The organism is Burkholderia sp. AW49-1, from assembly GCF_053427845.1.
In genome coordinates, this window is sequence record NZ_JBSAXF010000022.1 from 21,619 (window position 1) to 41,091 (window position 19,473).

At 69.3% G+C, this 19,473-nt stretch carries 23 protein-coding genes, 1 other RNA gene and 1 riboswitch; of the genes, 11 read left to right on the forward strand and 13 right to left on the reverse strand.

Annotated elements, in window-relative coordinates; genetic code table 11:
• Positions 1-75 precede the first annotated feature (75 nt).
• Positions 76-993 carry a LysR family transcriptional regulator gene (locus ACV22W_RS25770; protein WP_448022410.1) on the forward strand — a complete coding sequence of 306 codons (918 nt, stop codon included), beginning with the start codon at positions 76-78 and terminating at the stop codon, positions 991-993.
• 89 nt (positions 994-1,082) lie between these two features.
• Positions 1,083-1,973, forward strand: coding sequence for a prolipoprotein diacylglyceryl transferase (gene lgt, locus ACV22W_RS25775; RefSeq protein ID WP_059527617.1), 891 nt, complete (start codon positions 1,083-1,085; stop codon positions 1,971-1,973).
• A 168-nt stretch (positions 1,974-2,141) separates the two neighbouring features.
• Here lgt and ACV22W_RS25780 read toward each other — a convergent pair whose 3' ends face one another.
• The 5 genes from ACV22W_RS25780 to ACV22W_RS25800 form a co-directional block, all read right to left on the reverse strand.
• A complete protein-coding gene (locus ACV22W_RS25780) occupies positions 2,142-2,882 on the reverse strand; it encodes an SIMPL domain-containing protein (RefSeq protein ID WP_448022411.1) in 741 nt (246 codons plus the stop codon).
• A 218-nt stretch (positions 2,883-3,100) separates the two neighbouring features.
• Positions 3,101-3,562: an EVE domain-containing protein gene (locus ACV22W_RS25785; protein WP_059527611.1), complete on the reverse strand. Its 462-nt coding sequence runs from the start codon at positions 3,560-3,562 to the stop codon at positions 3,101-3,103.
• A gap of 69 nt (positions 3,563-3,631) precedes the next feature.
• A non-coding RNA gene (ssrS, locus tag ACV22W_RS25790) (6S RNA) lies at positions 3,632-3,813 on the reverse strand.
• A gap of 80 nt (positions 3,814-3,893) precedes the next feature.
• A complete protein-coding gene (locus ACV22W_RS25795; protein WP_011885730.1) occupies positions 3,894-4,208 on the reverse strand; it encodes a cell division protein ZapA in 315 nt (104 codons plus the stop codon).
• The gene (locus tag ACV22W_RS25800; protein ID WP_059527607.1) at positions 4,205-4,555 is read right to left on the reverse strand and encodes a hypothetical protein; all 351 of its coding nucleotides are present in this window, start codon (positions 4,553-4,555) and stop codon (positions 4,205-4,207) included. The genes ACV22W_RS25795 and ACV22W_RS25800 overlap by 4 nt, the downstream gene beginning before the upstream one ends.
• 176 nt (positions 4,556-4,731) lie before the next feature.
• A riboswitch (cobalamin riboswitch) is annotated at positions 4,732-4,984 on the forward strand.
• 693 nt (positions 4,985-5,677) lie between these two features.
• Between ACV22W_RS25800 and ACV22W_RS25805 the strand changes: the two genes are divergently transcribed.
• The 5 genes from ACV22W_RS25805 to cobC are packed head-to-tail and all read left to right on the forward strand — an operon-like array spanning position 5,678 to position 9,934.
• On the forward strand, positions 5,678-6,676 hold the full coding sequence (locus ACV22W_RS25805; protein ID WP_448022412.1) for a FecCD family ABC transporter permease: 999 nt from the start codon (positions 5,678-5,680) through the stop codon (positions 6,674-6,676).
• A complete protein-coding gene (locus tag ACV22W_RS25810; RefSeq protein ID WP_448022413.1) occupies positions 6,673-7,485 on the forward strand; it encodes an ABC transporter ATP-binding protein in 813 nt (270 codons plus the stop codon). The genes ACV22W_RS25805 and ACV22W_RS25810 overlap by 4 nt, the downstream gene beginning before the upstream one ends.
• 52 nt (positions 7,486-7,537) lie before the next feature.
• Positions 7,538-8,593, forward strand: coding sequence for a nicotinate-nucleotide--dimethylbenzimidazole phosphoribosyltransferase (gene cobT / locus ACV22W_RS25815; protein ID WP_448022414.1), 1,056 nt, complete (start codon positions 7,538-7,540; stop codon positions 8,591-8,593).
• Entirely contained in the window at positions 8,583-9,359 is a 777-nt protein-coding gene (locus ACV22W_RS25820; protein ID WP_448022415.1) for an adenosylcobinamide-GDP ribazoletransferase, read from the forward strand. Before cobT ends, ACV22W_RS25820 begins: the two co-directional genes overlap by 11 nt.
• Positions 9,344-9,934 (forward strand): alpha-ribazole phosphatase, encoded by a 591-nt coding sequence (cobC, locus tag ACV22W_RS25825; protein ID WP_448022416.1) that lies wholly within the window; start codon positions 9,344-9,346, stop codon positions 9,932-9,934. The genes ACV22W_RS25820 and cobC overlap by 16 nt, the downstream gene beginning before the upstream one ends.
• A gap of 47 nt (positions 9,935-9,981) precedes the next feature.
• Here cobC and ACV22W_RS25830 read toward each other — a convergent pair whose 3' ends face one another.
• Genes ACV22W_RS25830 through cobU form a run of 4 tightly spaced genes read right to left on the reverse strand, consistent with a single transcriptional unit; the run spans position 9,982 to position 13,406 of the window.
• Positions 9,982-10,899, reverse strand: a complete 918-nt coding sequence (locus ACV22W_RS25830; protein WP_448022417.1) for a cobalamin-binding protein — start codon at positions 10,897-10,899, stop codon at positions 9,982-9,984.
• Positions 10,896-11,915, reverse strand: a complete 1,020-nt coding sequence (gene cobD / locus ACV22W_RS25835) for a threonine-phosphate decarboxylase CobD (RefSeq protein ID WP_448022418.1) — start codon at positions 11,913-11,915, stop codon at positions 10,896-10,898. The genes ACV22W_RS25830 and cobD overlap by 4 nt, the downstream gene beginning before the upstream one ends.
• Positions 11,908-12,852, reverse strand: coding sequence for an adenosylcobinamide-phosphate synthase CbiB (gene cbiB / locus ACV22W_RS25840; RefSeq protein ID WP_448022419.1), 945 nt, complete (start codon positions 12,850-12,852; stop codon positions 11,908-11,910). The genes cobD and cbiB overlap by 8 nt, the downstream gene beginning before the upstream one ends.
• Positions 12,846-13,406, reverse strand: coding sequence for a bifunctional adenosylcobinamide kinase/adenosylcobinamide-phosphate guanylyltransferase (gene cobU / locus ACV22W_RS25845; RefSeq protein ID WP_448022420.1), 561 nt, complete (start codon positions 13,404-13,406; stop codon positions 12,846-12,848). Before cobU ends, cbiB begins: the two co-directional genes overlap by 7 nt.
• A 74-nt stretch (positions 13,407-13,480) precedes the next feature.
• Here cobU and ACV22W_RS25850 point away from each other — a divergent pair, with 74 nt between their 5' ends.
• The 4 genes from ACV22W_RS25850 (at position 13,481) to ACV22W_RS25865 (ending at position 16,574) form a co-directional block, all read left to right on the forward strand.
• The gene (locus ACV22W_RS25850; protein WP_448022421.1) at positions 13,481-14,983 is read left to right on the forward strand and encodes a cobyric acid synthase; all 1,503 of its coding nucleotides are present in this window, start codon (positions 13,481-13,483) and stop codon (positions 14,981-14,983) included.
• A gap of 82 nt (positions 14,984-15,065) precedes the next feature.
• Positions 15,066-15,206: a hypothetical protein gene (locus ACV22W_RS25855; protein WP_448022422.1), complete on the forward strand. Its 141-nt coding sequence runs from the start codon at positions 15,066-15,068 to the stop codon at positions 15,204-15,206.
• 167 nt (positions 15,207-15,373) lie between these two features.
• Positions 15,374-15,787: a DoxX family protein gene (locus ACV22W_RS25860; RefSeq protein ID WP_448022423.1), complete on the forward strand. Its 414-nt coding sequence runs from the start codon at positions 15,374-15,376 to the stop codon at positions 15,785-15,787.
• A 127-nt stretch (positions 15,788-15,914) separates the two neighbouring features.
• Positions 15,915-16,574 carry a ParA family protein gene (locus tag ACV22W_RS25865; protein ID WP_448022424.1) on the forward strand — a complete coding sequence of 220 codons (660 nt, stop codon included), beginning with the start codon at positions 15,915-15,917 and terminating at the stop codon, positions 16,572-16,574.
• A gap of 180 nt (positions 16,575-16,754) precedes the next feature.
• Here the strand turns inward: ACV22W_RS25865 and panD are convergent, their stop codons facing one another.
• The 4 genes from panD to ACV22W_RS25885 form a co-directional block, all read right to left on the reverse strand.
• Complete coding sequence (gene panD, locus ACV22W_RS25870; RefSeq protein ID WP_006484038.1) at positions 16,755-17,141, reverse strand: aspartate 1-decarboxylase; 387 nt, start codon at positions 17,139-17,141, stop codon at positions 16,755-16,757.
• A 41-nt stretch (positions 17,142-17,182) separates the two neighbouring features.
• On the reverse strand, positions 17,183-18,022 hold the full coding sequence (gene panC / locus ACV22W_RS25875; protein WP_448022425.1) for a pantoate--beta-alanine ligase: 840 nt from the start codon (positions 18,020-18,022) through the stop codon (positions 17,183-17,185).
• Between the two features lie 260 nt (positions 18,023-18,282).
• On the reverse strand, positions 18,283-19,155 hold the full coding sequence (locus ACV22W_RS25880; protein WP_059527573.1) for a segregation and condensation protein A: 873 nt from the start codon (positions 19,153-19,155) through the stop codon (positions 18,283-18,285).
• A 4-nt stretch (positions 19,156-19,159) separates the two neighbouring features.
• Complete coding sequence (locus ACV22W_RS25885) at positions 19,160-19,348, reverse strand: DUF3460 family protein (protein ID WP_044849219.1); 189 nt, start codon at positions 19,346-19,348, stop codon at positions 19,160-19,162.
• Between the last annotated feature and the right edge of the window lie 125 nt (positions 19,349-19,473).

Below are 19,473 nucleotides of genomic sequence, written 5' to 3' on the forward strand. Positions count from 1 at the left end.
AGAATGGAGTTTCCGCTTTGGGATGTCCAATATATTATTTGTCGCTTATTAAGTCGTTTTGCGAATGAGTGAAATATGGCTGACCCGACGCCCGATCTGCGCCAGTGGCGCTATTTCGTGACCGTTGCCGACGAGCGCCATTTCGGCCGTGCGGCCGAGCGCCTGTCGATGACGCAGCCGCCGCTGTCGCAAGCGATCCGGGCGCTGGAGGACGCGCTCGGCGTCGCGCTGTTCGCGCGTACCAAGCGCTCGGTCGCGCTGACGGCGGTCGGTGCGGCGCTGCTACCCGACGTCCGCCGGCTGCTCGCGTCGGCCGACGCTCTGCCGCCGCTCGCGCGGCGTCTCGCGCGCGGCGAAGCCGGTTCGCTGTCGCTCGCGTTCGTGTCGACCGCCGATTACGGGCTGCTGCCGTCGCTGCTGCGCGCATTCGGCGCGCGCTATCCGCAGGTGCGGCTGCAACTCGCGGAGGCGACGAGCGACGTGCAGATCGAGGAACTCGTCGCGGGCCGCATCGACGCGGGGCTCGTGATTCCGCCGGTGCCGCCGCGCCACGCGGCCGGGTTGTCGTACCTGCCGGTCGTGCGCGAGCCGCTGGTGGTCGCGATGCCGGCGGCCGCGGCGCCCGGCGTGCCCGAAGACGAACCCGTGCATCTGGCCGAGCTGGCCGCGCTGCCGCTCGTCATCTTCTCGCGTCGTTTGGCGCCCGGCTTTTATGACATCATTACGGGCTGCTACGGCGCGGCGGGGGAAACCCCGCGCATCGGCCAGGAGGCGATCCAGATGCAGACGATCGTCAGCCTCGTGTCGGCCGGCATGGGCGTCGCACTGGTGCCGCAGTCGTTGCGTAACCTGCGGCGCACCGGCGTGGTCTACCGGCCGCTCGCCGGCGACGCGCCGGTCGTCGAGACGGGCCTCGTGTGGCGCACGGGCGATGTCAGCCCCGTGCTCGCCGGCTTCATCGACGTCGTGCGCGCGCACGGTCTCGCCGCATGATGCGAACGATGGCGCGCCGGCGCCGTCCAATGCGCGGTGCGGCGCCTGTGCGAGCGCCGTACCGCATTCGAAAACTTCATCGCTAACCCATGATCATTCACCCGAATTTCGACCCCGTAGCGATCCATCTCGGGCCGCTGGCCGTGCGCTGGTACGGCCTCATGTATCTCGTCGGCTTCATCGCGGCGATCGTCGTCGGCCGGATCCGTCTGAAGCTGCCGCACGTCGCGGCGCAGGGCTGGACCGCCAAGGACATCGACGACATGATGTTCTACGGCGTGCTCGGCACCGTGCTCGGCGGCCGGCTCGGCTACGTGCTGTTCTACAAGGCCGACTTCTACTTCTCGCATCCGCTCGACGTGTTCAAGGTATGGGAAGGCGGGATGTCGTTCCACGGCGGCTTCCTCGGCGTGACGCTCGCGATGGCGCTGTTTGCGTGGCAGCGCAAGCGCCACTGGCTGCAGGTCACCGATTTCGTCGCGCCGATGGTGCCGACGGGTCTCGCGGCCGGGCGGCTCGGCAACTTCATCAACGGCGAGCTGTGGGGCCGCGTGACCGATCCGAACGCGCCATGGGCGATGTTGTTTCCGGGCGCGATGCGCGACGACGCGGCATGGCTGCCGAAGCATCCGGCGCTCGTCGAGCAGTGGCATCTGGCCGACGTGTTCATGCAGTACCAGATGCTGCCGCGCCATCCTTCGCAGCTCTACGAGATCGCGCTCGAAGGCATTGCGCTGTTCTTCGTGCTGTTCTTCTTCTCGCGCAAGCCGCGGCCGATGGGCGCGATATCCGCGCTGTTCCTGATCGGCTACGGGCTCGCACGCTTCACGGTCGAATTCGCGCGGGAACCGGACGACTTCCTCGGCCTGCTCGCCCTCGGGCTGTCGATGGGGCAGTGGCTGTCGTTGCCGATGATTCTCGCGGGCATCGCGCTGCTGGTGTGGGCGTATCGTCGCCGCGCGGCGAGCGTCGCGGCGTGATGTTGCATGCGTCATGCGGTCGCGTCATGCGCGAGCTGTGTGACGCATGACGCGTGATGCGATGCGGATGCGTACGATCGGCGTGCGCATCGATCGCAGGATCCCGAACGAAAAACGCCGGCCCGAAGGCCGGCGTTTTCACATCTGCCGCGCGTTGCGGGACGTGCGTTACTTCATCTGCACCGAGCCGTTGACCGTGACCGACACGGTCGCCTTGCCGCCTTCGACCGCGATCGGCGCGCTCATCTTCGCGCTGTCCATCGGTGCCGCGGCCATCGCCATCATGCGCGGGTACGGCTGCACGTTGCGGCTGCCGCCGACGTTCACGTCACGGATCGAGTAGCTGTTGTAACCGAAAGCCTTCGCGGCTTCGTCCGCGCGCGCGCGGAACGACTTGATCGCTTCGGTCGTGAGCTTCTGCTCGGCCGCGCGCTGTGCTTCGGGCGACAGCGAGAACTCGACGTTCGCGACTTGCATCTGGTTCGACAACTGGCCCGCGAGTTTCGACGCCGCCGCGAAATCGCGCGATTCGAGCACGACTTCGGTACGGCCGCGCCATGCGGAGATCTTGCCGTCGCGATCGGTGCTCGGATACACGGAGAACGCGCCGGTGTGCGCAGTGACGCCCGCTACGCCCTTCGCCTGCGCGAGCGCCGCGTCGGCGCGCTGGTTGAGCGCGGACGTCAGGCTGCCCGGGTCCTTCGCCTGCTGTTCGTAGAACAGCGTGATGTGGATGATGTCCTGTGGCACGTCGGCGCTGGCCTGCGACGACAGCGACAGCACGCCCGCCGGTTCCGGAAAGTGCGGGTTCGCGGTTTGCGCGTGCGCGGCCGGCGACGCGAGCGTCAGTGCGACGGGCACGGCGGCGGCGAGGGCGAGCGACAGCGCGAGTGCGGATTTCTTGGTCATTGTTGGACTCCTTGTGCGAGGGCGCGCATGCGGATCACGCGTGCGCGACGCGGGCGTACCGCGCGACGAAAAAACGGCCGTCGTCCCGATCGGGCGACAGCGGTTGCTTAGGCTGCACGAACGCGCCGCGAGTTCCGTGGCGGCGGCACGTATTGACCGGATTTGACCTTTGGCGTGTGTCTGTTGCGCGGGCCGATGCGTGTGCCGACTGCGTGCGCCTACTTCATCAGCTTTTCGGTGATGAAGCGCCACTCGGCGCGCGTGACGGGTGTGATCGACAGCCGGTTGCCGCGTGCGAGCACGCGCATGTCGGCGAGTTCGTCATGCTCGCGTAGCGCGGCGAGCGGCACGAGCGGCGACTTCTTCACGAAGCGCACGTCGACGAGCAGCCAGCGCGGTGATTCCTGCGTCGACTTCGGATCGTAATACGGGCTTTTCGGATCGAACTGGGTGGGGTCGGGGTAGGGCGTCGACGAGACTTCGGCGAGGCCCGCGATGCCCGGCTCGGGGCAGCTCGAGTGATAGAACAGCACGCCGTCGCCGATCTTCATCGTGTCGCGCATGAAATTGCGCGCCTGATAGTTGCGCACACCGGTCCACGGCAGCGAGTGCTGCGGCGCGTGCGCGAGATCGTCGATGCTTGCTTCGTCCGGTTCGGACTTCATCAGCCAGTATTGCATGGATCGTGATCGACGCAGAAAGGGCTGCTACAAAAGGAAACGGCATCGGGATTCCCCGATGCCGTTGGATAGGCCCCCGCCTTGGCCGCTAGGCCGGCATCCTGAACCTGAGGTTCAGAATTGGTCGCAGTTAGCAGCACTTCGGGTACATCAGACTGAGTGACGCGCGCGCCCGTGCTACAAATTTCCGCAACCGTGCACATGGCATTGGTTCAAGGAATATATGACCTTGGCGAACCAGGCAGGGAAGCTGACTGAACTGTGTTTCGTTGCGCCAATTTGACCACCGTTGATCGCCGAGATCAAGGGGAATCGACACATCGATCAAACGTTACTGCGTCTCGTGCTGTGCGAGCACCGCGCCGAGCTGTTCGTTCATCTGGTGCATTGTACGACGGATTTCTTCCGCCGGAAATGCTTCACCGTGACGCACGCTCGTTTGCAGTCGCAGCAATTCGGATGCGAGCGACAATGCCGCCATCACCGCGATACGGTCGGTGCCGCGCACCGAACTGTTCGCGCGGATCTTCGACATTTCGGCGTCGACGCGTGCGACGGCCTCGAGCAGCGCCGCTTCGGTCTCGGCCGAACAGGCGAGCCGATAGGGCTGACCGAGAATCGAGACTTCGATCTGCTTGGTGCTCATGCGTGTTCTCCGTGGCTGGCCGCGTCGTCGCCATCCGTGCGCGCCTGCGCATCCAGCAGGTCGAGCTGATTGTCGGCTTGTTCCGCGCTCTTCGTGCGCGGCAGTTTTTCGAGAATCGCATTCAGTTTGACCTGAGCGTCGTCGATCTTTGCCGACAGCGTGTCGCGCTCGGCCGCGAGCGCATTGCGTTCGTCGCGCAGTTGCGCGAGTTCCGCGCGGACCGTGTCCGCTTCCGCGCGCATTTGCGCGACTTGCTCCTCGAGCGCGAGCCGTTCCGAGTGATAGCGCTTGTTCAGCGAGATCAGACGGCCAATATTTTGAGATAAGGTTTCGAGTTCGTTGAGCATTTGCTGCGTCCTCTAAAGACCCAGCATTTTAGCGCGGAATAACGCGCATTCCGACATCTGTAACGTTTCCAGTCGTAACACCCCGGCTTCTTGCCGCGAATACGCGGTCCCGGCGCGTTCGCCGTGCGCTCCCGGCATACGTTCGGCCGCTTTCTTGACGCTCGCGCGACCCGCTCCTAAACTGGCGCCGCCTCGGTGCTCGCGCGTGCGTCGCGCGGTTAAACGGGAAGCAGGGCGCGCGCTCCGCATGGAGATCGCCAACCTGCGCTGCCCCCGCAACGGTAAGCGGCCGCGTCGGACGACGCAGGCCGGCTCGGGCGCGTTTCGCGTGCAGGTCGCACGCGGGCGCGGGCCACTGCGCGTGATACGCGCGGGAAGGCGAGCCGGTACGCCGCCAGCCCGGATACCGGCCGAGGCGAGGAGCCCGCACGGCTTCATGACGCGCGGCCTGCGGGGAAGCGGGGCGCGCAGTGCTTCACGGGACTTGTCTTCGATGCTGACCCCAATCGTACGCACGGCCTCCGACGCACGCCGCGGCGTGCCGCATCGCGCCGTCGTGCTCCCTCCGGTGGCGGCTGGTTCGCCCGGATCGACGACGCAGGGCATTGCGGCGCAGGGACCCGTCGCGCCGCGCGCCGACGCACCGTTGCCGCCGGAAGTCGCGGTCGCCGCGCCGATCATGCCTGACGGCGACGCAACCGCGATGCCGATCGACCCGATGTGGCGGCGTCCACTATATTGCGCAGAATGTCGGCCGCACGCAGGTGCGGGTCGATGGATCGTAGTCGTGTCACGCCGGTGCGACCGATGCTCGGCCGTTCGCCCGCTTGCGGGACGCGATCGGCGAAATGCGGGAATCAGGGTACCGTACGTGGCGTGCGCCATTGTGCGCCACCGACCGAGCATCGCTCGCCTTTCCGCACACGTGTATGGCATCCGAGCCGCGCGCGCGACGACATCACTGGTTCGCGGCTCGCCCGTGCATGCATCAATAACCTGTTCGACGAGGATGACGAGCTTGCGTACACCTGCAACACGCCGGAGCGCGACATCGGTTCCGTGCACGGCCGGTAACGACGGTCAGCGGAAGCATCGTGCGTCGTGCGCGACGCCGTGCGGCGCATGAGCGCCGCGCGTGCCGCCGCGATCTGGGCCGCGCTCGCGGCCGTGGTCGCGTTGCTGTTCATCGCTTCGCTGTCGATCGGCAGTGTGCCGATGTCGCCGTGGCAGGCGCTCGCGTCGCTCGTGCCGCACGGCGGCGACGCACTGTTCGCCGACATCGTGCGCACGTTGCGGCTGCCTCGTGCGCTCGCGGGGTTCGCGTGCGGCGCGCTGCTTGCGCTGGCCGGTGCGTTGCTGCAGGTGCTGCTGCGCAATCCGCTCGCGGAGCCGTATGTGCTCGGGGTGTCCGGCGGCGCGGCCGGCTTCGCGCTCGTCGCGATGATCGCGGGCGGCGCGTGGTGGCTCGTCGATGCATCCGCGTTCGCCGGCGCGCTGGTGTCGGTCGCGCTCGTGCTCGGCCTTGCTCGCCGCGAGCTGTGGCGCGGCGACTCGCGCGACGCGTCGCCGCGGCTGCTCCTCACGGGCGTCGTGATCGCGGCCGGGTGGGGCGCGCTCGTCACGCTGCTGCTGTCGCTCGCGCCCGATGCGCGCCTGCGCGGCATCATCTTCTGGCTGACGGGCGACCTGAACGGCGTGACGGCGCCGTGGTTTGCATGGGGCGCGCTGCTGGTGGCCGCATGCGTCGCGCTGCCGGCCGCGCCGCAGCTCAACGTGCTGCTGCGCGGCGACGCGACCGCACTCGCGCTCGGCGTGCCGGTCGCGCGCGTTCGCGTGCGGATCTACCTCGTCGCGTCGCTGGCCGCCGCGGCCGCAGTGACGACGGCCGGCACGATCGGTTTCGTCGGCCTCGTCGTGCCGCACGCGCTGCGGCTCGCATTCGGCAACGACCAGCGCATGCTGCTGCCGGCCGCGATGCTCGCGGGCGGCGGCGGCGTGATGGCCGCCGACCTGCTCGCGCGCACTGCGATCGCGCCCGCGCAGTTGCCGGTCGGCGTGATGACCGCGTTGATCGGCGTGCCGGTGTTCCTGTGGATGTTGCTGAGGAGACCGATGCGATGACGCACGCCGCACCGCACACTGCCGGCGAAATGACCTATGCGGCGATCGATCTCACGCTGACGGCCGGCGAACGGACGCTGCTCGACGGCTTCACGCAGGCGTTCCGTCCCGGCGAGATCTGGTGCATCGCGGGGCCGAACGGCGCGGGCAAGACGACGCTGCTCGCGACGCTCGCGGGCCTGCAGCGACCGGCCGGCGGCCACGTCGAGATCGACGGCCGGCCGCTCGCCGCATGGCCGCCCGAACAGCTCGCACGGCGCCGCGCACTGATGCCGCAGCAATTGCACGACGCGTTCAGCGCGACGGTATTCGACACGGTGCTGCTCAACCGCTTTCCGTATCTCGGCGGCTGGGGCTGGGAGCGCGACGGCGACCGCGCGGCCGCACGGGACGCGCTCGCGACGTTCGAGCTGACCGCACTCGCGTCGCGCGACGTGCTGTCGCTGTCGGGCGGCGAGCGACAGCGCGTCGCGCTGGCCGCGACGCTGTGCCAGGACGCGCCGCTGATGCTGCTCGACGAACCGCTCGCCCATCTCGACCTGCATCACCAGATCGATGGCCTGACCGCGCTGAGCGCATGGCTCGACGCGGGCCCGCGCACGGTGCTGTTCTCGTGCCACGACCTGAATCTCGCGCGGCGTTACGCGACGCACGCGCTGTTGCTCGACGGCCGCGGCCATGCGTGGGCGGGCCCAGTGCGCGACGTGCTGACGCCGGCACGCGCGAGCGACGCGTTCGGCTATCCGCTCGTGCTGATCCGCGAGAACGGCCGCGACGCGCTGCTGCCCGCGTGGCCCGAGCGACGATGAACTTCCTTCTTTCGATGCGCGGCACCGGCCGCGCCAACGAGGCAACCTTCCGATGACGAACCCGACAGACTTCCCGCCCGCGATCGCACCGCTCGACGAGACGCTGCGCAAGCGCCTGCAGCATGTGATCGATCACAAGACCAAGCCGCCCGGCAGTCTCGGCCAGCTCGAGGCGCTCGCGCTGCAGGTCGGCCTGATCCAGCGCACCGAGAAGCCGCACGTACAGCGTCCGGTGACGATCGTGTTCGCGGGCGACCACGGGATCGCGGCCGAGGGCGTGAGCCCGTATCCGCAGGCGGTCACCGCGCAGATGGTCGCGAACTTCCTGGCCGGCGGCGCGGCGATCAATGCGTTCTCGGGCGTCGCGCAGAGCGTGCTCGAGATCGTCGATGCGGGCGTCGCGTCGACGCTGCCGGTGTCCGACCGGCTCGTGTCGCTGCCCGTCGCGCGCGGCACGCGCAACTTCGCGGCCGAACCGGCGATGGCGCCCGACGAGGTGCAGACGGCGCTCGCCGCCGGTGCGGCGCGCGTGCGCCTGCACGCCTCGCTCGGCACGAACGTGATCGGCTTCGGCGAAATGGGGATCGCGAACACGTCGTCGGCCGCGTGCCTGATGAGCCGACTGCTCGACGTGCCGATCGACGCGTGCGTCGGGCGCGGCACGGGCCTCGACGACCAGGGGCTCGCGCACAAGCGCGCGGTGCTCGGCCGCGCGCTCGTCCGGCATTCGCATGCGATCGCGCCGCTCGATGTGCTCGCGACGTTCGGCGGTTTCGAGATCGCGATGATGACGGGCGCGTATCTCGCGGCCGCGAGCGAGCGGATGACGATCCTCGTCGACGGCTTCATCGCCACTGCCGCGCTGCTGGTCGCCGAGCGCATCGCGCCCGGCGTGCGCGACTACTGCGTGTTCTCGCATGCGTCGCACGAGGCCGGGCACCGGCGCATGCTCGAGCATTTCGGCGCGAAGCCGCTGCTCGCGCTCGACCTGCGCCTCGGCGAAGGTACGGGCGCCGCACTCGCGCTGCCGCTGGTGCGCGCGGCGGTCGCGTTCCTCACCGAGATGGCGAGTTTCGAATCCGCGGGCGTCGACAATCGTGACGCCTGAACACGCGAGCGGTGTACGCGCCGAACTGCGCTATTTCTTCGTCGCGCTCGGCTATTTCACGCGCGTGCCGGTGCCGCGCGCGATCGGCTACGCCGCCGGCGATCTCGACCAGGCCGCACGTTACTTCCCGCTGGTCGGCGCGTGCGTCGGCGCGTGGGGCGCGCTCGTCTATCTCGCGGCACTGCGCGTGTTGCCCGCGCCGATCGCGGTCGGCCTGTCGATGGCCGCGACGTTGCTCGCGACCGGCGCGTTCCACGAGGACGGCCTGGCCGACAGTTGCGATGCGTTCGGCGGCGGCTACGCGCGAGACGACGTGCTGCGCATCATGCACGATTCGCGAATCGGCACGTTCGGCGCGGTCGCGCTCGTGATCGCGCTCGGCCTGAAATGGCAGGCGCTCGCGGCCATGCCGCCGCTGCGCGCCGCGTGGACGATGATCGCCGCGCATGCGGCGAGCCGCGCGGGGGCCGTGAGCCTGCTGATGTCGCTCGACTATGTCCGGCCGGAAGGCAAGGCGAAGCCGGTCGCGCAACGCATGGGCGCACGCGCGGCCTGGATCGCGGCCGCATTCGGGCTGCCGTGGCTGTTCTGGCCGGACTGGCGCGCGGGCCTCGCGGCGCTCGTCGCGCTCGTGCTCGTGCGCGCATGGGCGGCCCGCTATTTCGTGAAGCGGATCGGCGGTTATACGGGCGACTGCCTCGGCTTCGCGCAGCAGTTGAGCGAACTGGCGATCTATCTCGTGGTGCTCGGATGGATCTCGTCCTGATTCGCCATCCGGCCGTCGATGTCGAACCGGGCGTTTGCTACGGACGCAGCGACGTGCCGCTCGCCGCGTCGGCCGAGGCGGGGGCGCGGGAAGTGCGTGAGCGTCTGGCGGCGCTCGGGGCGCCGTTGCCCGGGCAGGTCTGGACGAGCCCGCTGACGCGTTGCGCGTCGGTCGCCGCGCGGCTTGCGCAGGCGTTCGACGTGCCGCTGCGGCGTGACGCGGGCTGGCAGGAAATGGACTTCGGCGCGTGGGAGCTGCGGCGCTGGGACGATATCGACCGCGCTGCGCTCGATGCGTGGGCGGCCGACCTGATGCATGCGTGCGCGCATGGCGGCGAAAGCGTCGCACGGTTCGCCGCGCGTGTCGCACGGATCGCGGACGCTGTCGCGGTCGCGCGGACCGATGCGCCGCAATGGGCGCTCACGCACGCAGGCGTGATTCGCGCATTCGCGTCGCATGCGTTGCGCGTGCCGCTCGATACACTGCTGTCGCGACCGGTGCCGACGGGCGGCGTCGTCTGGTTGCGGTCCGAGGATGCCGACCGCACATGGGACGTCGTCCACTGGGACGCATAGGCGACCGCTTGCTCGTCTGACGTGCGGAAGGGCATCGAAGCCCGAAATCAGCGCGCCGGCCGCCGCGCCCGCGCGGCGTCGAGATCCTCGCACAATGCGGCCGCGCCTTGCGCGATCCGCGGCGATGGCCGGGTCAGCAGATCGCCGTCGATCGCGAACAGGTTGTTGCGCGCTACGGCCGTCAGCGCGGGCCATGCACGCCAGCGCGCGAGGCTCGGCAGCGGTGCGTCCGAACGTGTCGCGCCGGCACTCGTCGTCACGATCGCTTCCGGATTCGCCGCGAGCACGGCTTCGTCGGTGACGGTCGGCGCGAGTGGTTTCAGCGCCGCGAACACGTTGCGGCCGCCGCACAGCGAGATGACTTCGTTGAACAGATGCGCGCCGTTGAGCGTCGTCAACGGGCGGTCCCATACCTGGAAGAACATCGTGACGGGCGGGCGTGCCGCGTAACGCGCGCGCAGCGCCGCGATGTCGCGCGAGAACGATGCCGCGGCCGCGTCGGCGACCGGCTCGGTGCCGAGCAGCGTGCCGAGCCGGCGCAGCGACGTGGCCACGTCGTCGAGATGTTTCGGTTCACTGAAGAACAGCGGAATGTGCAGCGCACGCAGCGCATCGGTTTGCCGCTCGGCGTTGCCGTGTCGCCAGACGACGATCAGGTCGGGCTTCAGCGCGGCGATTCGTTCGAGGTCGAGCGCCTTGTTGTCGCCGACACGTGGCACGGCCTGCGCGGCGGGCGGGTAGTCGCTGTACGTGACCGTGCCGACCAGTTTCGCCCCGCCGCCGGCCGCGTAGACCAGCTCGGTCGCGTGCGGCGCAAGGCTGATCACGCGTTGCGCCGGTGCGGGCAGCGTGACGGTATTGCCGGCATCGTCGCGGGTCGTCACGTCGGCGTGAGCGAAGGGCGCGTGCGCGAGCGCGATCAGCGACGCGAGGGCCGGCAGCCGGCGGAGCAGGCAGGCGGTCATGCGGATGCCAGTGACAGCGTCGGGACGCACTGCGAGAGGGCATCGGCGATGCGCTGCCATTCGGCTTCGTTGCCCGGCAGGCCGACGCGCATGCTCGACGGTCGTGCAAAGTATCGCGTCCAGATCCCGTGTGCGGCGAGCGCCGCGTGCAGCGCGGCGGCGCGCGGGTCGTCGGTCCAGCTGAACAGCGGCGTCGCGTGTACCGCGAAGCCGTGCGTGCGCAGCAGCGCGGCGAGGCGCTCGCCGTCGGCCGCGAGTCGCGCGCGGGTGGCGGCCTGCCACGCGTGGTCGGCAAACGCGGCGGCGACCGCGTGACGCGCGGGGCCGCTGACGGTCCACGCGCCGAGCAGGTCGCGCAGCGCGGCGGCCAACTCGGGGCGAGCGAGCACGAAGCCGGCTCGAATGCCGGCGAGCCCGAAGAACTTGCCGACCGAGCGCAGCACGACGAGGCCCGGACGATCGGTGAACTGCGCGAGCGATGGCGTGGCGCCCGTATCCGCGAACGCTTCGTCGACGATCAGCGTGCCGCCGCGTGCCGACAGTTGCGCATGCCAGCCGAGCAGCCGTTCGGCTGGAACGAATTCGGCCGTCGGATTATTCGGATTCCCGACGATGACGTGACGCAGCGATGCGGGCAACACGTCCGCACCGATGTCGAGCGCGACGACGCGATGGCCGTGGCGCGCGAACGCGGGGGCATACTCGCCGTACGCGAGCGCGGCGACACCGGCGTCGCCGGTCGGCAGCAGCGCGGGCAGCGCGCGGATCGCAGCCTGGCTGCCGGCGACCGGCAGCACGTGCGCGGCATCGGGGGCGCCGTAGTAGCCGGCCGCGCATGCGGCGAGCGTATCGCCGTCGTCGGGCAGCCGGCGCCATGCGTCGGCCGGGACCGGCGGCACCGGATAGCCGACCGGGTTGATGCCGGTCGACAGGTCGAGCCAGGCGTCGTATGGAATGCCGTGGCGGTGCGCGGCTTCGTGCAGGTTGCCGCCGTGCGGGATGCGTGCGTCAGACATGATGGGTAGCGAGGATGAGTGCGCCGCTCGCGACGAGCAGTGCGAGCCACAGCGTGAGCGCGCGCGTGACGAGCGACAGCGCGGCGACGACGTGCACGGCCGTCGCCGGCGCGCCTGTGCCGAGCGCGGGACGGTCTTCGATTTCGCCGTGATAGACGGCCGGGCCGCCAAGCTGCACGTTCAGGCTGCCGGCGCCCGCGGCCATCACGGGGCCTGCATTCGGGCTGTCCCAGTGGCGCGCCTGCGTGCGCCAGCAGCGCCACGCGGCGGCCGTGTCGCCGAGCAGCGCGTAGCTCGCGGCGGTGAGGCGCGCGGGAATCCAGTTGAGCGCGTCGTCGAGGCGCGCGGCGGCCCAGCCGAACGTCAGGAAGCGCGGCGTGCGGTAGCCCCACATCGCGTCGAGCGTGTTCGCGAGCCGGAACAGCAGCGCGCCGGGGCCGCCCGCGACGACGAACCAGAAGAGCGCGCCGAAGATCGCGTCGTTGCCGTTTTCGAGCGCCGATTCGACGGCCGCGCGCGACAGCGCGCCTTCGTCGGCTTCACTCGTGTCGCGCGATACGATGCGTGCGGTCAGCGCGCGCGCGGCGCCGAGGTCGTGCCGCAGCAGCGCGGCGGCGATCGGTGCGACATGGTCGGCGAGGCTTTTCGCGCCGAGCGCGAACCACAGCAGCGCGACGTGCAGCGCGGCCGCGAGCGGCCAGGGCAGCACGGCCGCGAGCCACGTGGCGACGGCCACCGGCGGCACCACCGCCGCGAGCCAGGCGGCGACGCCGACCATGCGGCCGCGCCGGCCCGTGTTCAGCGCGCCTTCGATGAGCGCGGCGAGCCGGCCGAACGCGACGAGCGGATGCCAGCCGGCCGGTTCGCCGACGATGCGATCGACGATCGCGGCGGCGACCGCGAGCATCGCGACGACGGGCAGCGACAGCATCAGCATGACGGCGCTCCGGCCTTGAGTTCGAGCGGCAGCCCGGCGACCAGCAGCGTCACGCGCGTCGCGAGCGCAGCGATGCGCTGGTTCAGGCGCCCGAGTTCGTCGACGTAGCGGCGCGTGACCGACCCGAGCGGCACGACACCGAGCCCGATTTCGTTGCTGACGACGATCACCTTCGCGCGCGCACCGCGCAACGCGTGTTCGAGCCGCTCGACCTGTGCCGCATACTGCGCGTCGTCGAGCGGTTCGCCGTCGAGCGGGCACAGCAGGTTCGTGAGCCACAGCGTCAGGCAGTCGACGAGCAGGCACGCGTGCGGATCGTCGAGCCGCGCGAGCGTGCCGGCGAGGTCGACGGGCGCGTCGGCGAAGCCCCAGTCGGCCGGCCGGCGCGCGCGGTGATGCGCGATGCGCCGTTCGAATTCGGCATCGGCGGCCGTCGCGGCCGCGGTCGCGATATAGGTGACGGGGCGGCCGCTGTCGGCGGCGAGCCGCTCGGCGTGCGCGCTCTTGCCCGAGCGCGCGCCGCCGAGGACGAAGGTGAGGTCGTGCGGAATCATCGCGTGATTGTAACGGCGCACGCGAGGCGGCGCGGGCGATAATGCGGCCTTTGCTTCACCACGACTTGCATACGATGAATGCACCCGAACCGCAGCCGCGCGGCACGTTGATGATCCAGGGCACGACGTCCGACGCGGGCAAGAGCACGCTCGTCGCGGGCCTGTGCCGCCTTGCGCGTCGCGCGGGCGCGCGCGTCGCGCCGTTCAAGCCGCAGAACATGGCGCTGAACAGCGCGGTGACGGCCGATGGCGGCGAGATCGGCCGCGCGCAGGCGTTGCAGGCGCTCGCCGCGGGTGTCGCGCCGCATACCGATTTCAACCCGGTGCTGCTGAAGCCGACGAGCGATCGCGGCGCGCAGGTGATCATCCACGGCAAGGCGCGCATGAACCTCGATGCGCGTGCGTACCACGACTACAAGCCGGTCGCGTTCGACGCGGTGCTCGAGTCGTACGCGCGGCTGCGTGCCGGCTACGACACAGTGCTCGTCGAAGGCGCGGGCAGCCCGGCCGAGATCAACCTGCGCGAAGGCGACATCGCGAACATGGGCTTCGCCGAACGCGTCGACTGCCCTGTCGTACTGGTGGCCGACATCGATCGCGGCGGCGTGTTCGCGCATCTGGTCGGCACGCTCGCGTGCCTGTCGGACAGCGAGCGCGCGCGCGTGCGTGGCTTCGTGATCAACCGCTTTCGCGGCGACATCAAGCTGCTCGAACCGGGCCTCGACTGGCTGCGCGCGCAGACGGGCAAGCCGGTGTTCGGCGTGCTGCCGTACCTCCACGGGTTGACGCTCGATGCCGAGGACATGCTGCCGTCGCAGGCGCGCAGCGCCGCCTTGCGCGGCGACGCCGGCGTGTTGCGCGTGGTGGTGCCCGCGCTGCCGCGGATCAGCAACCATACCGATTTCGATCCGCTGCGCGCGCATCCGCAGGTCGAGTTCACGTACTGGAAGAGCGGCCCGGTGCCGGATGCCGACTTGCTGATCCTGCCCGGTTCGAAGAGCGTGCAGCGCGATCTCGCGTGGTTGCGCGACACGGGCTGGGACACGGTGATTCGCCGCCACCTGCGCTATGGCGGCAAGGTGATCGGCATCTGCGGCGGGATGCAGATGCTCGGCCGCACGCTGGACGATCCGCTCGGCCTGGAAGGCGCGCCCGGCAGCGTGCCGGGGCTCGGGCTGCTCGATTTCGACACGACGCTGCAGCCGGACAAGACGTTGAAGAACGTGGCCGGGCATCTCGCGCTGCCCGGCGCGGCCACCGTGCACGGCTACGAGATCCACATGGGCGACACGCGCGGGCCCGCGCTCGCGACGCCCGCGCTGGAACTGGCGGCGGGCGACGCAGCGGGCGGCGTGCGCCCGGACGGCGCACGGTCGGCCGACGGCCAGATCCTCGCGACCTACGTGCACGGGCTGTTCGACGCACCCGACGCGTGCGCGGCACTCCTCGCGTGGGCGGGGCTCGACGGCGCGGAGCGCATCGACTACCCGGCGCTGCGCGAGGCGTCGCTGGAGCGGCTGGCCGATTCGTTCGCCGAGCATCTGGACCTGCGCGCGTTGTACGCCGAGTTTCGCTGACGCAGGGCGTGCCCGGCCTGGCATTTTGCGACGGATCGCGTACAACTCGGATGGGCGGAGGTCCGCCCGAAGGAGCGCGACGATGAAGGCTCGATGGTGGTTGGGCGTGCTGTTCGCGGCGCTGCTGGGCGCGTCGGCGGTGGCGCATGCGTGTGACTCGTACGCGCCGGGCGGCGGCCCGGCCGGTTCGGGTGACGCCGCGCAAGGCAAAAGCGGCGGCTGAGGTTCGTTCGTAGCCCGTACGGGCAGCGGGGCATGAGCGGTCATGCCCTTTTTCATGACCCGATTCATTCCCGTCGGGAATCAGTTAAAGCCATATCGCGCGTTTATTGGCCGAATTGATTCGAATAGAGTGCGATCCATTCTCATCCACTCATGAAGGAATTCGCCATGAACCCCAATCGCCTCAACGATCTCGGCGCGACGCTGCTGCGCGTCGCACTCGGCGTGCTGTACCTCGCGCACGTCGCGCAGAAGGTGTTCGTCTTCACGCTGCCCGGCACCGCGCAGTTCTTCGCGTCGATCGGCCTGCCGGGCTGGCTCGCGTATGTGACGACGTTCGTCGAGCTGGCCGGCGGCCTTGCGCTGCTCGCGGGCTTCCGCGTGCGGATTGCCGCGCTGGTGCTGCTGCCGTTCATGCTCGGCGCGGTGTCCGCGCATCTGCCCAACGGCTGGAGCTTCGCGTCGCCGAACGGCGGTTGGGAATATCCGGCGTTCTGGGCCGTCACGCTGGCCGTGCAGGCGCTGCTGGGCGGCGGCGCGTTCGCGTTCGGCGCACCGCGTGCCGCGACGCGAACCGCATAAAAGGGGGCGGGCGTCGGCGCAACCCGTTCCGGTGACACCCCGTTTGCCGATATCATCGCTCCCTGTATCCGCAATCGAGCGGCGCTTGCCAGGCGGCAGGCGCCGCATGGCTTTTTCGGGGGAATTCATGACGGTCATCGTGGTGGCGAATCCGAAGGGCGGCGTGGGGAAAAGCACGCTGTCCACCAATCTTGCCGGCTATTTCGCGGCGCAGGGCGCGTGGGTCGCGCTCGCCGATCTGGACCGGCAGCAGTCCGCGCATGCGTGGCTCGACCTGCGGCCCGCCGGCCTGCCGGCGATCGAGGCGTGGGATCTCGATCCGGACGCGCCGTCGAAGCCGCCGCGCGGCCTCGAATATGCGGTGATCGACACGCCGGCCGGCCTGCACGGCACCCGGCTCAACGTCGCGCTGCAGCTCGCCGACAAGGTGATCGTGCCGCTGCAGCCGTCGATGTTCGATATTCTCGCGACCCAGCAGTTTCTCGAGCGTCTCGCCGGCGAGAAGGCCGTGCGCAAGGGCAGCGTCGAGGTCGGAATCGTCGGGATGCGGGTCGATGCGCGCACGCGCTCGTCCGACCAGTTGCACCGTTTCGTCGAAGGTCTCGGGCTGCCGGTGCTCGGCTACGTGCGCGACACGCAGAACTACGTGCAGATCGCCGCGCACGGCCTGACGCTGTGGGACGTCGCGAAAAGCCGCGTCGAGAAGGATCTCGAACAGTGGCGGCCGATCGTCGAATGGGCCGAGCGTCGCGCGCCGAAAGCGGAGAAGGTCGCCAAGGCGTCTTGATCCTCGAGGGCCGGACGGCGGCGAGGTCGATACACCAGGGTAAAGGAAGAAGGGCCCGATCCGGCGTCGTAACGGATCAGGCCCTTCCTGCATAGCCGACTACGCGGCACCGGCCGTCACGGCGTCCGGAGCGCCGCGGCAGCGACCCGGCGCGTCGCAACGCGCCGGCCGCCGCTTGAATCAGGTCCAGTTCTGCGTCGGCACGTGATCGCGGTGGCCCTTGATCTTGTTGCCTTCGTCGATGAACACGAGCTTCGGCTTCCAGCCGGCCTGCAGCTCGGCTTCATCGACCATCGCGAACGCCGCGATGATCACGAGGTCGCCGAGTTGCGCGCGGCGCGCGGCCGAGCCGTTCAGCGAAATCATCCCGCTGCCGCGCTCGCCCTTGATCGCGTACGTCGAGAAGCGCTCGCCGTTGTTGATGTTCCAGATGTCGATGCGTTCGTTCTCGATGAGGCCGGCCGCTTCGAGCAGGTCTTCGTCGATCGCGCACGAGCCTTCGTAATGCAGCTCGCAGTGCGTGACGGCCGCGCGGTGGATCTTCGATTTGAGCATATGGCGCTGCATGGTATCTCCGTGATGCGTGAGAGGCGAGGGCGGGCGGCCCGTCAGATTTCCAGGTTGTCGATCAGGCGCGTCGCGCCGAGCTTCGCGGCCGCGAGCACGACGAGCGGCTCGCCGGCTTCGAGTTCGGCGGCGCTCGGCGCGATCAGGTTCGCGCGGCGGCGGATCGAGATGTAGTCGGGCGCCCAGCCGCGCTCGGCCAGGTGCGTGCGCGCGGTCTGCTCGAGCTTGCCGAGGTCGTGTTCGCCGCCGAGCACGCCGTCGCGCACGCGCTGCAGCGTCTTCGCGAGTTCGGGCGCTTCCTTGCGCTCGTCGGTCGTCAGGTAGCGGTTGCGCGACGACAGCGCGAGGCCGTCCGCGTCGCGCACGGTCTCGGCCGCGATGATCTCGACCGGCAGCGCGAGCTGCTGGCACATCCGGCGCACGATCATCAACTGCTGGTAATCCTTCTTGCCGAACACCGCGACGCGCGGCTGCACGCAGGACATCAGCTTCGCGACGACCGTGCACACACCGGTGAAGAAGCCCGGGCGGAACTCGCCCTCGAGGATCCCGCCGAGATCGTCGGGCGGCAGCACGCGGTACTCCTGCGGCTCCGGATACATGTCGCGCTCGGTCGGCGCGAACAGCACGTAGACGTTTTCCTTCTGCAGCTTCTCGATGTCGTCCTGGAGCGTGCGCGGATATTTGTCGAAATCCTCGTTCGGGCCGAACTGCAGCCGGTTGACGAAGATGCTCGCCACGACCGGGTCGCCGTGCTGGCGCGCGAGGCGCATCAACGACAGGTGACCTTCGTGCAGGTTGCCCATCGTCGGCACGAACGCCGTGCGGTTCTGGCCGCGCAACTGGTCGCGCAGTTCCTGGATCGAGCTGATGACTTTCATGATCGGGTAGCGGGTTCCTCGCGCAGGCGCGCGTTGGCGCCGCAACAGCGGCGTCGGGGTCGAAGCGGAGAACGCCGGCGCGCGGGCGGCGCATCGGGCGTCGGCGGATTGTAGAGGATTTGGCCGCCGGACGCATCGAAAAAAGTACGATCGTTCACTTTTTATTCGGGCGCACCGCGAGCGAGCCGCGCGGCTAGGCCCGGCGGCGGGATGCGGTGTGTTTCGGTGTGTGGGGGGGGACGCGGGCGCGGCGGCGCGCGTTACGCGGGCAGGTACGCGAGGCGCACGTAGATCGGCGCGAACGGTTCGGCCTGCGTGATCTCGACCAGCGATTCGCGCGCGAGTTCGAGCATCGCGATGAAGTTCACGACGACGACCGGCACGCCGCGCGACGTGTCGAACAGGTCGGCGAACTCCATGAAGCGTGCGTTCTGCAGCCGTCGCAGGATCAGGCTCATGTGTTCGCGCACCGACAGCTCCTCGCGGGAGATCTTGTGGTGCTGGACGAGCTTCGCGCGCTTGAGCACGTCGGCCCACGCGGCGCGCAGGTCGTCCGAATCGACGTCCGGGAAGCGCGGCGTGATGCTCTGCTCGATGTAGACCTCGGCGCGCAGGAAGTCGCGGCCGAGTTGCGGCAACTGGTCGAGGCGTTGCGCGGCGAGCTTCATCTGCTCGTATTCGAGCAAGCGGCGCACGAGTTCCGCGCGTGGATCCTCGGCTTCCTCGCCGGTATCGGCCTTCTTGACCGGCAGCAGCATCCGCGATTTGATCTCGATCAGCATCGCGGCCATCAGCAGGTATTCGGCCGCAAGCTCGAGATTCGACGTGCGGATCTGGTCGACGTAGCCCAGATATTGCGCGGTGACCTGCGCCATCGGGATGTCGAGCACGTTGAAGTTCTGCTTGCGGATCAGGTACAGCAGCAGGTCGAGCGGGCCTTCGAACGTCTCGAGGAACACCTCGAGCGCATCGGGCGGGATGTAGAGATCCTGCGGCAGCTTGAAGAGCGGCTCGCCGTACAGACGTGCGAACGCCGCGACACCGTCGACCGTGTCGGGCGTCGAATCGGCGCCCGCGGGAGCGGCGATCGCGTCGTCCTGCCGGGCGGCGCTGGCCTCGTCGGCGGCGCTCACGTCGTCAGAAGTTCTGGTAGTAGACGTAGGACGTTTGCTTCACGCGCGATTCCTGCTGCTCGGCGCGCTCGTCGAGGTCGATCGGCTGCTTGTCCCACAGCAGCGAACGGCCCTTGCGCTGCTCTTCTTCGAGCGTCGGCTTTTGTTGCTTGAGCTGGTTCAGGAATTGCGTGACGTCGGACTGGTACGGCATGGCTTGGCTTTCCGTTTCGGGCGGCGCACGATGCGCCGGGTTCGCGATGGCGGGATTTTACCGCATCGCGGGGAACAGCCGGCGGCAATCGCGCGTCGAATCCGCTGGCCGACACCCGCGGCGCG